Raw genomic sequence first — 15,531 nt, 5'->3', positions numbered from 1 at the left:
GAGTCTTTAATACTCATTAATGAGGTTCTGAACTCCTTTAATGAGTCTTTGATACTCATTAATGAGGCTCAGAACTCCTTTAATGGGCTTTTGATACTCATTAATGAAGCTCAGAACTCAATACTGCTCGGTTAAGAAAATTTGTAGGTTGGGTTGAACTTTAGTGTTACCCAACAAACCCCTGAAAATGTTGGGTTTCGTTCCTCAACCCAACCTACATTGGAGTTATTTTTTAGGCTTAACCGAACAGTATTGGCTCAGAACTCCGTCACGTTCAAATTTTAACTAGACGCTAGGCTGCCAAAAAGGAGTAGAGAAACAGAAAAAAGAAATAATTGCTTTATTTCAACAATCTTAGACCACTGAGGGTAACTAATACTGTAGAGCCTTCATGCCCAATCACGCCAATAGGTAAATTAATACTTCCGAGAAAGTTGCCCACCAAAAGCAACATAATGAAACCCAATGCTACGACTATATTCTGTTTGACTATGGATTGCGATCGCCTTCCTAAATGCATCGCCACCGCAATTTTTTCTAATTTGTCGGCCATCAATACTATATCTGCGGTTTCTAATGCCACATCACTGCCAGATATTCCCATCGCTATACCTACAGATGCTTGGGCTAAAGCTGGTGCATCATTAATTCCATCGCCCACCATTGCCACAGTTTGATACTTTTGCTGTAAAAGGCGGATAACATCTAGCTTATCTTCTGGTAGAAGGTGAGCGTATACCTGATCAATTCCTACTGCTTTGGCGACACTTTGAGCAGTTTCTTCATTATCCCCGGTTAACATGACAATTTGCTCAATTCCGAGTTGCTTTAAGCGAGAAATGGTTGCGGCTGCTTGCGATCTTACTTCATCTGCGATCGCAATTACACCCATCACCTCTGCTATATTTCCCTGTGCCACCCAAACCACAGTTTTACCTTCTTGCTCTAAAGATTGAGCCATTTCTCGCAATTCTTCAGGTAAATTTGTGACATACTGCTGCACAAAAGCAGCATTGCCTACAATAACCTGTTCTTCTTGAGCAATTCCCACAATTCCCTGTCCAGGTATAGCTTGCACTTGGATTGCACCAACCAAATCTAAATCACCAGCCGCCTGCACAATTGCCTTACCGATGGGATGTTCTGAATAAGATTCCACACTAGCGGCGGCTTTTAATACATCTTGTTGAGTGTATTCACTAACTGCAATTACTTGAAATACCTGCAACTGTCCTGTTGTTAGAGTACCAGTTTTATCAAATGCGATCGCACGGACTTTGCCAATCTTCTCCAACTGTGCCCCATTCTTAAACAAAATCCCTTGTCTTGCACCGTTGGCGATTCCTGAAAGCAGCGTGGGCATTATTGCAGCCATCAGCGCACAGGGAGAAGCCACCACTAAGAACGTAAGGGCGCGATAAATTGTTGTTTCCCAATCCCAACCCCAAAGAAACGGCGGTAAAGTTGCCAGTAATATCCCGGCTACTACAATGACTTTGGCATATCCTTTCTCAAAGCGATCAATAAACTCTTGCGAAGGTGGTGCTTCTGTCTGCGCTTGTTCTACCAAGCGAATCACGCGCTGAATCAAGCTGCTTTGGGCTGGTTTGTGTACCTTAATCTGCAATGCACCATAGCCGTTAAGTGTTCCAGCAAATACCTCTGCGCCTACTGTCTTTTCTACAGGTAAAGACTCGCCTGTAATTGCAGCTTGATTGAGAGTACTGTAACCAGATGAAATTATCCCATCAGTAGGAATTAGCTCTCCGGGTTTGACGACAATCTCATCACCCACTTTTAACTGACTAATCGGAATTTCTTCTTCTCTTCCCTGAAGCAAAACTCTTGCTGTATCTGGTGTCAGGCTCATCAAACTGCGGATACTCCGCTCAGTTCGCTGCATGGCATAGCCTTCTAATGCGCCACTGATGGCAAAAATCAGAATTAAAATTGCCCCATCAATAATTAGATGATATTCTCGTCGCCATAAGCCGAGGCTAGCAGCACCAACGGCGGCGACAATCATCAGCAAATCTACATCAAGTTCTTTTTCTTTGAAAAGGGTAGTCAATCCCTCCCGCGCACTTTCGTAACCACCAATTACATAAGCAGCAGGTAGCAGTAGAAATGCTAATCCCAACCAACCGAGATGTAAGGCGAACCATCCGAGAAATAGCAGTAAGCCACACAAAAGGGCTGCTAAGGTATCTGTGTGTTCTCTGGTGAATTGGCTGAAACGTTGGGGGTAGAGCATGAGAGGTGAATTAACAGGGACTCTCTCACGTTAAACCTTGACATCAATGTTAATGTCAAGGTTTATAATTATTTTGAAACGCAAAGGGGCGCTGAGGGAAGCGCTGAGGTACGCAGAGTTAAATCTTTGTCTGTGTTTTTTGAGTGTTTTTCAAAGGCCGGATGTGGGTAAATGAGACGATTTAACTGTTACGTTTAAAATTACACTAGTAGAAAAAAATCTATGCTAAAGCGAATATATACTGCACTCACTGGCAGGTTTTTGCAACTCAGAGTTTTGAGTTAGAGAATATACAAAATTCAAAAAACAGTCAGAATGTTGAACAATTAGCAAACCAGTGTTCTCAAGAAAGTTTAGATGAAAATGCACCGCCATCTCTTCAGGCGGCTTGTGAAGAGTTACAAAGAATTTTGCCGTTGTTGGAGTAAATCATGAATGCTGGTTGCTTAACTATTAAAGAACTCACTGATGCAGTTGGCGGCGGTTTAACTCCGAGGATGGTGCGACATTACCATCAATTGGGACTGTTACCGCAACCAGTGCGATCGCACAGCAATTACCGTCTCTACACCAAAAAAGATGTTCTCAGGCTGCAACGGATTGTTGCACTGAAGCAGCAAGGATTTCAGCTAAACCATATCCGCAATATTTTGGAAGTGGAACCGGAAGCGGAAACAACTACAAATCTGATGGCGCAACTCCAGCAGCAATATCGCGCGGTGATGCAACAAATTTCTCAACTGCGACAAACTGCATCAGCATTAGAAGGATTATTGGGGCGCGATCGCCATTGTCAAATTATGCAGGCGGAAGTTTTGGCACAACTCAAGTTACTCGATGTCGAAACCCAAGCTGGATTGGGGGGATTGGAAAACCTCTGGAGTGGCTTGGATGCTGAAATTCATACCCACTCAGAAGCTTTTACTGAATCGCTACAAAGGTTATTACCAGATTTATCTCACCGTTCCGAAATTGAACAACACTTAATTTCTCAATTGGTTTTGGCTTGTGGCGATGTCAGTTTGGTATCCTTTGTAAAATTGAGTAAAGATGCGATCGCAGCTAGTCGAGAAGCCTTATCTTCAAGCTGTCAAATTGTTGTCGATACCCAAACGGTTGCTGCTGCATTGGATCAAACCCGATTACTTCACTTGGGATGCCGCACTGAAACCTTGATTGATAATCCCCATATTACTACTGCCACAGAAGCAGAAGCTGCTTTTTGGCAACATCAAGAATGGCGAGAAAAACTGCTGCAAGTAAGTCAGGGTTGCGTGTTGGTAGTTGGTTACGCTCCCTCAGTGCTTGTAGAAGTTTGTGAAGCAATAACCAACCAAAAAATTCAGCCTGCATTAGTAATTGGAATGCCCATTGGCTTTAGTCATGCTCCCGCAGCCAAGCGACAACTAATGCAACAAGGGATACCTTTTATTACAGTTGCAGGAACTTTGGGAGGCGGCGCTTTAGCTGCAACGGCTTTAAACGCTTTGGTGGAGTCACTCATTGATAAGCCAGATTGTCATTGTTATCTCAAAAATATATAGGAATTGGGAAGAAAAGAAGGGATACATGCGTACTGAGTCTTGTTCAGAAATCAAATAGGAGTCTTATAGTAGATTCTTCTGAGTACTGAACAATAAGTACTCAATTAAGACATTAGGATACACAGTACTTAGCACTACTGAAAATAATATTGTTAAATAATATTGAATTTGCTACACTTTACCAGTTTTAGTAATTCAATAGTTCATATTTGTGGCCATAAGCTGCCAAATTAGTATAAGTTGCAATATAAATTAGAACATTTTATAGTAAACAGACTCTGGCAATTAGAGTATAAATTATCATGCTATACAATTTCAATCAAAGTATAAATCAGTACAAGTGCGCTGAAGGAAGTTAGAAGTAAAGATAACTCAGATGTATAATTAGCGCGTCTCCTCCATAATCCTTACAAGATTGTGATTTAAAACTGGCAGGCTTTCTATTTTTTACTTTAATTAAGAGGCTTATGTGGCAACAAGAAAAAAAAGATACTTCGATAATCAGGCTGATACTATGGATTGCCTTAGCTACGACTCCTATGGCAGCAACTTTGCTGGTGTCAGAACCCATACTGGCGCAATCTAAACCTGATTCTCCTGCTTTTACACTGCCGCAAACAGTGCAGGATGGGACGACAGTTCGCATTGATGGTTCTAGTAACTTGAGTGCAATCAATCAAAGCCTGAAAGAGAATTTTGAAAAACAGTTTTTAGGTACTAAGGTTGAAATTGCTGCTAATGGCACTGATCCGGCACTGAAAAGTTTGCTAGATGGCAAAATCGACATCGTAGCAATGGGGCGTGGGTTGACACCAGCAGAAAAAGCCCAAGGATTAGAGCAAGTTCGCTTGCACCGTGAGAAGATTGCGATCGTGGTTGGTGCAGATAATCCTTTCAAAGGCAGCTTGACTAGTAGGCAATTTGCCCGAATTTTTAGAGGACAAATTACAAATTGGTCACAAGTGGGAGGCCCATCAGCCAAGATTCGGTTAATCGATCACCCTAGCACGAGTGAGACTCGCAATACTTTTCGCACTTATCCAGCCTTTAAGAGTGCTGAATTTGCGACAGGGCCAGATGCTACCCAACTAAATGATGATAATACCGCAGAAATTATCAAACAACTGGGCAAAGACGGCATCAGCTATGTGTTAGCTAATCAGGTGTCAAAGTTGCAAAATGTGCGAGTTCTGCAACTACATCAAGCTTTACCAGATGATCCCAAATATCCCTTCTCGCAACCTTTAGTTTACGTTTACAAAAAAAATCCTAGCTTAAGCATAGTAGATTTTCTTGGCTTTACCCTTGCACCGCCTGGACAGAAGGCTATAGAACAGGCTAGAACGGCTGAAGCGACTGCGATCGCAGCCAACATAACACAACCTTTTGTTACCTCTACTCCCACCGCCCAAACAACACCTGCTGCTACAGCTTCCCCTAGTGCTTCTGCATTTGGCGAACAGCCTTTTGTCGCTCCTGCTACCTCACAAAACAGTCCAATTGTAAATAAGGAAACACCATATTGGTTACTCCTGCCTTTGTTTTTTATCACTATAGGTGGAGCCTTATTGTGGTGGATTTTGGGAAAACGTCCATCACCCAACGATAAAACAGAAAACTTACCAGAATCAAATCCTCATCCACCTAGTACAGAAGATGGAGAAATGGCGTTACTCAATGCCGGCACCGCTCCCTCCATTAACGGAACGATGCTTATAGAGCAGCCATTGCCACATTCCCCAGAGCAAGAAACCCCCGATCGCACTCCTTTCAATATCTACGCTCAAACACAATCTGACTTGAGTGAAAATGGTACTCAAGGGACATCCAATTTAGTCCAAGAGGCGAATAATGGTACTTCTAACTTCTATGAAAGTACAACTGCTGTAGCTAATGGTTCGGGAGCCGCAGCTTTAACCGGTGGCGCAGCTTTAGCAACGGGTATGGGGGCGGCTACATGGTCTGCCTTTACTAACAACGAAACAGAAACAAACGCAATTGATGAGACAATTGAGTTAAATAATTATACGGAGACAAGCACTCCTGATTCTGATGAGGTTGCATGGGACATAGAAGCCCCAGCAGCTGTAGTAAATACTCCCTACCCTCATTTGGGTAATATTTCAGAAGAAATATCTGATGTGCAACTGCCTTCATCTGAGGTGACAGCCCCACTACCCGAATTACCAGATGTGCCAGAAGAAACATCTAATTTTGGATATTGGGACACAGAAATTAGTGAAGATGAGATAGATGAGGAACTTCAAGCAGAACTGAACTGGCTGGAAAGTATCACCTCAACTGAAGATACACCTTCAGTAGATGAATTGCCTTTCCCAGAATATGCCGGGGTGGAACCGTCACCAATCACCTCAACTGAAGATACAACTCCAGTAGATGAATTGCCTTTCCCAGAATATGCCGGGGTGGAACCTCCACCGCCATCAACATCTTCACTGATCGATTTGCCAGAATTGTCAGAAGAAGATTTATTCAATGTGGTAGCAGATGCAGCCGAACCTCCAATCAATGTGGCAAACGAAGAACCTCAAACAGAGTCAACTGCCGGGGAAGGTGTTGCTGAAAATGACTCCATAGATTTTGCAGACGTTGCAGCTTTAGCAGCAGGTGCAGGGATTGGAGCCTGGGCAATCAATCTGGCATCAGATACCCAAGGAGAAACTGATACTACAGTAGATACAGAAGTGGATGCAGAAGATGAGAGCAGTATTTTGCTCACACCGCATACTTATGAATTGGCTCATGTCTCTTGGGAAATTTCTGAAACCAAGAAAGCAACGCTGCGACAACAGGGCGGCTTTCAATTGGTAGTGCGGCTGTATGATGTGACTGGCGTTGACTTGAGTTATCAAAGTCCGCACCTAGTAAAACAGTATGAATCTGAAGAGACAGCACACGATCGCTTGATAGAGATTCCCGCCCACGATCGCGATTATATAGCTGAAATTGGTTATATCGCTGATGGCGAGCGCTGGTTATTCATTGCCCGTTCAGCAATTGTTCGTTTCTTCAGCCCTGTGCTTCCAGATCCCATCGTTGATGATGTGGCAATTGCTGATGAAACAAATATTGACTTGGTAGATGTAGAAAAAGAGAGCATTATTGTCCTCACACCACATACTTCTACATCGGCTCATGTTTCTTGGGAAATTTCTGAAGCCAAGAAAGCAGCGCTAAAACAAGAGGGTGGCTCTCAATTAGTAGTACGGCTGTGCGACGTGACTGGAATTGATTTAAGTTATCAAAGTCCGCACCTAGTAAAACAGTATGAATTGGAGGAGACAGCACACGACGGACTGGTGGATATTCCCGTTAGCGATCGCAATTATATAGCTGAAATTGGTTATATCGCTGATGATGATCGCTGGTTACTCATCGCTCGTTCAGCAATTGTTCGTTTCTTCAGCCCTGTGCTTCCAGATCCCATAGTTGATGATATACCAATCACGGATGAAACAGATATTGACTGGGATGCAGAAGAAGAGATCGCTGAAGAAGAAAGCAGTATTGTTCTCACACCTCGTACTTCCCAATGGGCTGAGGTTTCTTGGCAGATATCAGAAACCAAGAAAGCAGAATTGCAACAACAGGGTGGCTCTAAATTAGTAGTGCGGCTGTATGATGCAACTGGCATTGACTTGAGTAATCAAAATCCTCAATTTGTCCAGCAATATGAATGTGACGAGACTGCAAACGATCGCTTCGTGGAAATTCCCATCAGCGATCGCGACTACATAGCTGAAATCGGCTATGTCGCTGATGGCGATTGCTGGTTATTCATTGCTCGTTCTGCGATCGCTCATGTCTTTAGTCCTGCCCCTACAGATTCCCCCGTTGAAGATGTAGCATTAGCTAGCGAAACAATTAACTTCGAAGATGTAGCGCTAGCAAGCGAAACAGCTATTGATTCGGTAGATGTACAAGAAGAAAGCACTGAAGAAGAGAGTAGTATTTCGCTCACAGCCCGTACTCCCAAATGGGCTTATGTTTCTTGGCACATTTCCCAGACTCAAAACGAAGCACTGCAACAACAAGGCGGCTCTCAATTAGCAGTGCGGCTTTACGATGTAACTGGCATTGACTTGAGTTATCAAAGTCCCCAACTTATCCAGCAGTATGAATGCGAACAGATAGCACGCAATCGCTTTGTGGCGATTCCCGTCAGCGATCGCGACTATATGGTTGAAATTGGTTATATCGCTGATAGCGATGCCTACGGCGGTCAACTACGTTGGTTACTCATCGCCCGTTCACCTAACGTTCGCGTTTTCAGTCGTTCCCACGAAGATTTTTGGTTTGTAGCAGATGCTGAGTTGATTATTCACGGAGCAACCCAACCAAATACAAACGTAAACATTAGTGGATATCCCATCAAAGTCAAACCCGATGGTACTTTCCACCTACGTCTCCCCTTTTCAGATGGTTTAATGGACTATCTCATCACAGTTGCTGCTGATGGGGAATCCACCAAAACCATCCATAAAAAGTTCTCTCAGGAAACTTCAGAAAACTAGTAATTACGCTAGATATTCCCTTTTCACCCTATTCTCTCTTTTGAGGAGAATAGGGTGAAAGTTAATTTACTAAAAGTTTGTCCTGGCAAATGGAATAGAGCCTCCGGCACGCTACGCAAACGCGGCTATATCTAAAAAACCTCTCTCTAAATCTCTCTCCTAAAAGGAGAGAGACTTTGAATTCTACAGTCTATATTCCCTATTTCCCTGTCACCTTTTCAAGAACTTCTTTCGCTTTTTCACCAAAAGTTTCTGGGGGATTTTGTGCTTGTTCAGCCTTTAAATTTCTTTCGTAAGTTTTCTCTATAGTAGTAAGGTTTTTTGAATCTTTTATTGCTTGCTCATAAGCTTCTTGTCGTTCTTCTTCTTGAATACCAACACCTGGGTCAAATTCGTTAGCACGATTAATTTTTTCTTCAGAATTTGGTTTATACTCTGGCGGTATTAGCTTTAATTCTTCAAGAGTAGTTGCATAACTAGCTTGCTGAACAAAAATGAAAGAACCTGACAAGCTGATGGAAACCATCAAGCAAACAACTAAAATTGAACGTAACGCTTGTTTTAAAGTTAATAGAATTTTTTGCATTGAAAAACCTGCTACTTCTAGTTTTATTTTATGAGCCTTATTCATGTATAAATACATGCAATATTTAAGGCTCACAGGCATCCTAAGTTTTTAGGTACAGTTTTTACTTCTATCGCAAGGTATAATAATTTTTACCTATAGTTCAGTTAATGCTATAGCAATCCTAAATGAGTTGTGAAAATAGAGAGATTAAGATCCCCGACTTCTTTGAGAAGTCGGGGATCTTATTGTTCACGAATGATTTAGGACTGCTATATCTAAATCTTTTATAGTGATTCTCATTTTAAATAAGTACACAGTCAGGGACACGGCAACGCCGTGTCCCTAAGAGTATCTGTGGCTAATTATGCTAGGTGGCTTAGAAACAAAACACGGTTTCAAATGTAGTAAATTATTAGCCATTGAGCTTGTGTGCTTAACCCAAGCGTATCGACCTATAACCAACTGTGATTAATTTTAATTCCTCGGCTTTGCATTGCTTCTTCAAATAAATTTGTTGGTAGTGCTTCTTCAACAGCAAAAACACCTGGTTTCTTCAGTTTACCTTCTAGCAATAACTGGGCAATACTACCTGTACCACAACCAGAAGCCACGGCTGTATTTTCATGCACTACAGTTGAGCAATAAACGGCGGTTTCGCCATCTTTTTGCCCTGTAACTTCTGAACGAACTGCTACACCAATACCACTAAAATTATTAGTGACATCTGTCATTGAATGGCTGACATGAGACAGAAATTCAATCATGTAACGGCGTTGCATTAACCACTTGGGAAAAACGTGTGCCGCAATCCAAGTTAGGTGATTGTAAAAATCAGGAACAGAGCCAAACTTAGTAATTACAGTTTTTACAGATGGGAAAGCTTTGGGCAGTGTAAAGGTTTCTGGCATATCAAACCAGTAAACTCCGGTGCGTCCATAAGGCGGTGGAAAATCAACTAATTCTCTTTCACTATAAGGCTTGATTATCTCCCATTTTCCATCTATCCAAGTCTCAAAAGGATACTGCAACCCCAGAAAAGTTGTCCGCATCACTGTAATGCCAGCACCGCCAGAACCGGAAACTAAATAACTTAAATGGATCTTTTCTGGTTTATCAAATTGTTCAACGCCTTGACGCACCATGCTGTTAGAAATACCAGGAAAAATGCCAGTATTAATAATTGCCGTCACCCCAGCAGCAGCAGCTTTTTCACTAAAATTGAGAGCTTTGCTGGTATAAGAACGATGGTCACTGACATCTAGATAATTAACGCCTTGAGCAATACAGGTTTCAAGAACATTAGTATCTCGATAGTGAAATGGGCCAGCACAATGGATGACTAAGTTAGAGTTTGCGATCGCATCTCGCAACTTGTCAACTTCTGCCAAGTCCAACACCAAAAACTGTACTTGTCCTCCTGAAGACAAGCTAACAGCCTTCCCAAACTCCGCAGAACGTCCAGTAATCGTAATTTGAGCTTGCGTATGGGTAGCGAGATCCTGAGCAACACTGCTACCAATCCGCCCCCGTCCACCTAGAATTAAAACGCTGTCTGTCATTACTCCAGCATTGGCAACAATAACTTAATTTGACCAGTTTCCCGTCCCCTTTGCATCGGTTACAAGTATGACTTGCCTGCTAAGGAGGGAGGACTTTTTAATTACTGGTATTTGATCAGTTTTGCGCCTCAATTTGCCTAACTACCGTCAGCGCCGAATAACTCACCCCAGCAGTACCTTCGCCGGGATGGGTGGAGTCACCAACTAACCACAAATTCTGGATGGGTGTACGATTGGCGAATCCAAAAGGGCCAAAAGTTGGAATCCTTTGACCTATACCGCCAACTATACCGCGATCGCGGGCTGTAAAATGGGCAAAGGTGCGCGGTGTTGCCGCTTCTTGATAAATAATCGTTTCTGGTTTGAGATAGAAGTATTGGGCAAGACGAGCGATCGCTTCTTGGGTAAACTTTTCTTTTAGTCCTTCATAATCATCAGTCTGCCACCACTGTGCAGGATCGACAAATGAAGAAGCGATAATTGTCGCTTTCCCCTCCGGTGCGCGACCATCTCCAGAATGACTGACGGAAACAAACAGGGAATTATTCTCGCCAATGGGGCCATTGACATCATACAGAAATTGCAGGTGGGGAGGGCATTCAGCCGGAATCGCGCTAGCATCTACACCTAAATAAACCACAAACGCGCCTGATGCTTGGGGTAGTTTTTTCACCCGGTTTTTATATCCAGATGGCGCTTGTCCCAATAACTGCACCAAGTTTTGCACGGTGACATTGCTAACTATGTGGTCGGCGGCTTCTGTCCAGACTTCGCCAGTTTTCTGATTTCTAATCACTACAGCAGTGGCTTTGCCGTTTTCTACTTTGATTTGTTCTACAGTGTGGCGCATCAACAATTTGCCGCCATCTCTTTCTAAGGATTGTACCAAGCGATCGCTTAATACTTGCATACTTCCCTGGAGGTGAAACAATCCTTGGGGCAGTTGGGATACACTCAACGCTGTAGCTGCATAAAGTAATGCTGTGTTCTCTGCATCCACCTGGGAGTATAGCTTCAGTTGCAAATCTAAAAAAGTCCTCAATCGCTGGTCATTTCCCAATCCACATAACCGTAAAGCATCTCCTACCGTAAACAAAGTGAAGGGAACGGTAATTAATGTACTGGGACGCACCGCTTGCGCTAGTTGCCACAAATCCCATAAATTACGTGGTGGTAGCACCGGATCGCGTCCTTGAAATTCCCAACTGGCATCAAACAAAGTTGCCATCAATTGCCAGAACGGTTCGCTACCAGGGAACTGTTTTTGTCGTTCCTCTTGCCATTTCTCTTGGTCGCGCCAGACATTAATCGGTGTGCTTTCCCCAGGTAAATATACTGCACAAGCAGGATCACAAGGCGTTGCTTGTGGTAAATCTATTTCTAGTTCTGAGAAAATGCGGTGGTGAATTCCCCCTGGTTCCAACCCCGCAACCTGAGTTGCGCCCACATCAAAGGTAAATCCCTGGCGTTTAAATGTTGAAGCACAGCCTCCCGGTACAAGGGCCTGATCCAAAATTAAGACGCTGTAACCTCTATGAGCTAATAATGCTCCAGCAGTCAGTCCACCTATTCCGGCACCGATAACGACAACACGAGAGTTACTTTTGTCAAGAGTAATGCTGGACATTGATTAGTTTCTTTAAAATTCTTAATATTTTTAATTATAATTTTACCTTAATCTCTAAGCGTAAGCGTAACCCGCCGCAGGTATCGCAGATAAAAGGGCGGTTAGAAACCGCGTCTACACATGCAAAACCCGCCTGCGCGGGTTAAATAAAAAACCTTAATTTTCTTTTATTAGCCCACGGAGGTGGGCTTTGTTTGTATGGCCGCGTAAAGCCTTCTCTACGAGAGGCTTCGCCAACGGCATAGCTTCGCTTAACGCGTCAGCGTGCCGGAGGCTCTATTCCATTCGCCGGGTCTTAAGTTGACTAATTGCGGTACTTCAAGTTCCGTTTATTATGATGATCGCTGACCACCGCACGAATAAATTTATGGCAACGCAGCAGTCAGCGATTACAAATACTTATGCCATAGCTGTAGCCATTTGGCGACAAGATTGGGCGCAGCGACGGCAAGATGCGGCACAGCGTTTACAGTGATCATTATCGTGTTTTTCACATTCACTGGCACAGCGATCGCAAGCTTCTGCACAGACTCCGCACATTTGAGCATGGAGAGCCGAATTGCGAGACATGAAACGAGCGCAAAGGTCGCAAGTGTCAGCACAGTCCCTACACAGCTTAATGCATTGAGCCATCATCTGTACCATGTCGCTGCTTAAGCAGGCATCGGCACAGTTTTCACAATCGCGTAGGCAATCAAAGCAAGCCTCTATGCAAGTTTCAAGCAAGGATTGCTGAGTTTGAGCTGTCGTCATAATTGACCTCCGATTTTAACTCATCAATTTCACATGAGGCAGTATTTATGCCTCTGCGTCCTTACATTAAAAAATTACAAATATGCTTACGTCTACCTAATGGTATATTAAGCATTTATTACTAAATAAATAGAAGGATTTCATGCTAATTTCATTTGAGTGTGCATAACTAATTTATTATTGAAATTACAAATATTTCATCCTAATTTAATCGTTTTCTGGAAAGCTAAAAATCTAAAATCTGATGCTTTTGAGATAACAAAGCGACCTGCGATAGTTCTGTTACAAAACATCGTTTTCGATTAAAAGAGGATTGTGAAGAAAATTTTTATTTTAAAATTATGTTGCTTAAGTTGTTTTTCAGGACAATACAGATATTAATAAAATGGCAATCAAAAAAAGTAAAAAAGTTAAATTATGAGTAAAAAAATCAACGGATGCAGAATATCCTCTCGATTGTCATTTTCTGATAAAAAAGTTACTAAATTAAGACTTTTATCCATACACTGATTAACAGTTACCAGTTGTGTTCCATAGTTAAGTTACACAAAAATATATTGTAAAAACGGAAACATTATATTACGGAAAAAATCGTGTTACTGGAACACGGTTAGAGTATCTGATAATTTCTTTGCCTCATCGCGTCTTCTTTCAGGTTTTGGGTCTCACCCACTCCCCCAATCGACCTTTGCCAAATTGGCGTGAGATTATTGTATGTTTATTACTACAATTACTATTGATGCTAGATAATGGGAAAGCTTTGACATTTGCTTGCCAATCTAGCCCGGAAACAATAACTAAGACTTATGCGAACTCACTATTGCGGCGAACTCCGAAAAGAACATATTGGAGAAACTGTTACCTTTTACGGATGGATAGACCGTCGCCGCGATCACGGTGGTGTGATATTTTTAGATTTACGCGATCGCTCTGGAATTGTCCAAATCGTCAGCGATCCGCAACGCACCCCAGATTCTTATGAGCAGGCGAACGCTCTGCGAAATGAATATGTTGTCGAAATCACTGGTAGGGTAACGCAACGTCCCGAAGAATCGCTGAATACTCGCATCCCAACAGGCGAGGTAGAAATCTACGCCGATAAAATTGAACTCCTGAATGCTGTTCGCAAACAGTTACCTTTCCAAGTTTCGGTAGCTGACACCGAGACAGTGAGGGAAGATTTGCGGCTGAAATATCGCTATTTGGATTTACGACGCGAACGCATGGCGCAAAATTTGCAACTGCGTCATCAAATTGTCAAAGCCATGCGTCGTTATTTGGAAGATTTGGAAGGTTTTATCGAAGTCGAAACCCCAATCCTTACCCGTTCTACCCCAGAAGGAGCGCGGGATTATGTTCTACCCAGTCGCGTCAATCCTGGTGAATGGTATGCTTTGCCACAATCACCCCAGCTATTTAAACAATTGCTGATGGTATCCGGCTTAGATAGATATTATCAGATTGCCCGTTGCTTTCGTGACGAAGACTTACGCGCCGACAGGCAACCGGAATTTACCCAGTTGGACATGGAAATGAGCTTCATGTCCCAAGAAGAAATTATCGAACTAAACGAGAACTTAGTTTGTCATATCTTCAAAACAGTTAAAGGCATTGAGTTACAGCGCCCTTTCCCTCGTCTAACTTACGCCGAAGGGATGGAACGCTACGGTAGTGACAAACCAGATACCCGCTATGGTTTGGAATTAGCTGATGTCTCAGATATTGTCAAAGAGTCAGGTTTCAAAGTCTTTCGGGACACTGTGACTAATGGCGGTATCGTCAAAATCTTGCCCATTCCTAACGGTAACAATGTAATTTCTAATGTCCGCATTAAACCAGGTGGCGACTTATTTAAAGAAGCCAGCGAAGCCGGCGCTAGAGGTTTAGCTTATATCCGCGTGCGGGATGATGGCGAAATAGACACCATTGGCGCGATTAAAGACAACCTCAGCGAGGAACAAAAACAAGAAATTTTGCGCCGTACAGGTGCAAAAGCTGGACATCTGCTGTTGTTTGGGGCAGGGGAAGCTGCTACAGTTAATAAGACATTAGATAGATTACGGCAAGCGATCGCTAGAGAATTTAACTTAATCGATCCACAAAAAATCAACTTGCTCTGGATTACAGATTTCCCCATGTTCGAGTGGAATGCTGACGAAAAACGTCTAGAAGCACTGCACCACCCGTTTACAGCACCACATCCTGATGATTTGAGCGACTTAAAAACTGCACGTGCCCAAGCTTACGACTTGGTACTCAACGGCGTAGAAGTTGGCGGCGGGAGTCTGCGGATTTATCAGCGAGAAATTCAACAGCAAGTGTTTGAAGCGATTGGTTTATCTCCTGAGGAAGCACAAAGTAAATTTGGCTTTCTCTTGGAAGCATTTGAATATGGTACACCGCCGCATGGTGGCATCGCCTACGGTTTAGATCGTTTGGTAATGTTGCTAGCTGGCGAAGAATCTATTCGAGATGTCATTGCTTTCCCAAAGACACAACAAGCACGCTGTTTGTTAACAGATGCACCTTCGAGTGTAGATGCTAAACAGTTGAAAGAATTGCACGTTGCTTCGACTTATAAACCAAAGTCCTAGTGAACGAATAAATTGTCTAAGTAAGGTGGGCAATGCCCACCAATTACTTGAATTTAGAACGCAAAGATAACAGACAATACAGTTCATATCAGACGCA

8 protein-coding genes are annotated in these 15,531 nt (G+C 42.9%); 3 read left to right on the top strand and 5 right to left on the bottom strand.

Features of this window, described 5'->3' with window-relative positions; genetic code table 11:
* Positions 1-340: 340 nt before the first annotated feature.
* The gene (locus VB732_RS13560; RefSeq protein WP_323231368.1) at positions 341-2,254 is read right to left on the bottom strand and encodes a heavy metal translocating P-type ATPase; all 1,914 of its coding nucleotides are present in this window, start codon (positions 2,252-2,254) and stop codon (positions 341-343) included.
* A 431-nt stretch (positions 2,255-2,685) separates the two neighbouring features.
* Here VB732_RS13560 and VB732_RS13555 point away from each other — a divergent pair, with 431 nt between their 5' ends.
* Together VB732_RS13555 and VB732_RS13550 are read left to right on the top strand one after the other, a co-directional pair.
* The gene (locus tag VB732_RS13555) at positions 2,686-3,798 is read left to right on the top strand and encodes a precorrin-8X methylmutase (protein WP_323231367.1); all 1,113 of its coding nucleotides are present in this window, start codon (positions 2,686-2,688) and stop codon (positions 3,796-3,798) included.
* A gap of 467 nt (positions 3,799-4,265) precedes the next feature.
* Positions 4,266-8,333 carry a DUF4912 domain-containing protein gene (locus VB732_RS13550; RefSeq protein ID WP_323231366.1) on the top strand — a complete coding sequence of 1,356 codons (4,068 nt, stop codon included), beginning with the start codon at positions 4,266-4,268 and terminating at the stop codon, positions 8,331-8,333.
* Between the two features lie 199 nt (positions 8,334-8,532).
* On the opposite strand, the gene VB732_RS13545 is transcribed toward VB732_RS13550, so the two are convergent.
* The 4 genes from VB732_RS13545 to VB732_RS13530 all read right to left on the bottom strand — a co-directional run bounded on the left by VB732_RS13545 (position 8,533) and on the right by VB732_RS13530 (position 12,840).
* Positions 8,533-8,964: a hypothetical protein gene (locus VB732_RS13545; protein WP_323231365.1), complete on the bottom strand. Its 432-nt coding sequence runs from the start codon at positions 8,962-8,964 to the stop codon at positions 8,533-8,535.
* A 389-nt stretch (positions 8,965-9,353) separates the two neighbouring features.
* Positions 9,354-10,460 carry a saccharopine dehydrogenase family protein gene (locus VB732_RS13540; protein WP_323231364.1) on the bottom strand — a complete coding sequence of 369 codons (1,107 nt, stop codon included), beginning with the start codon at positions 10,458-10,460 and terminating at the stop codon, positions 9,354-9,356.
* Between the two features lie 115 nt (positions 10,461-10,575).
* On the bottom strand, positions 10,576-12,087 hold the full coding sequence (gene crtD / locus VB732_RS13535) for a C-3',4' desaturase CrtD (protein ID WP_323231363.1): 1,512 nt from the start codon (positions 12,085-12,087) through the stop codon (positions 10,576-10,578).
* Between the two features lie 399 nt (positions 12,088-12,486).
* Positions 12,487-12,840 carry a four-helix bundle copper-binding protein gene (locus tag VB732_RS13530; protein ID WP_323231362.1) on the bottom strand — a complete coding sequence of 118 codons (354 nt, stop codon included), beginning with the start codon at positions 12,838-12,840 and terminating at the stop codon, positions 12,487-12,489.
* Positions 12,841-13,646: 806 nt separating this feature from the next.
* Here VB732_RS13530 and aspS point away from each other — a divergent pair.
* On the top strand, positions 13,647-15,434 hold the full coding sequence (gene aspS / locus VB732_RS13525; RefSeq protein ID WP_323231361.1) for an aspartate--tRNA ligase: 1,788 nt from the start codon (positions 13,647-13,649) through the stop codon (positions 15,432-15,434).
* The last annotated feature ends 97 nt before the right edge of the window (positions 15,435-15,531 follow it).

The organism is Nostoc sp. UHCC 0252 (assembly GCF_034931145.1).
GTDB lineage: Bacteria > Cyanobacteriota > Cyanobacteriia > Cyanobacteriales > Nostocaceae > Nostoc.
The sequence above is the reverse complement of the archived record's forward strand: the minus strand, read 5'-3'. Positions and strand labels throughout refer to the sequence as shown.

Coding starts and splice junctions, on each gene's coding strand:
- VB732_RS13560 (WP_323231368.1), bottom strand. CDS start 2,254: ATGCTCTACCCCCAACGTTTCAGCCAATTCACCAGAGAACACACAGAT.
- VB732_RS13555 (WP_323231367.1), top strand. CDS start 2,686: ATGAATGCTGGTTGCTTAACTATTAAAGAACTCACTGATGCAGTTGGC.
- VB732_RS13550 (WP_323231366.1), top strand. CDS start 4,266: ATGTGGCAACAAGAAAAAAAAGATACTTCGATAATCAGGCTGATACTA.
- VB732_RS13545 (WP_323231365.1), bottom strand. CDS start 8,964: ATGAATAAGGCTCATAAAATAAAACTAGAAGTAGCAGGTTTTTCAATG.
- VB732_RS13540 (WP_323231364.1), bottom strand. CDS start 10,460: ATGACAGACAGCGTTTTAATTCTAGGTGGACGGGGGCGGATTGGTAGC.
- crtD (WP_323231363.1), bottom strand. CDS start 12,087: ATGTCCAGCATTACTCTTGACAAAAGTAACTCTCGTGTTGTCGTTATC.
- VB732_RS13530 (WP_323231362.1), bottom strand. CDS start 12,840: ATGACGACAGCTCAAACTCAGCAATCCTTGCTTGAAACTTGCATAGAG.
- aspS (WP_323231361.1), top strand. CDS start 13,647: ATGCGAACTCACTATTGCGGCGAACTCCGAAAAGAACATATTGGAGAA.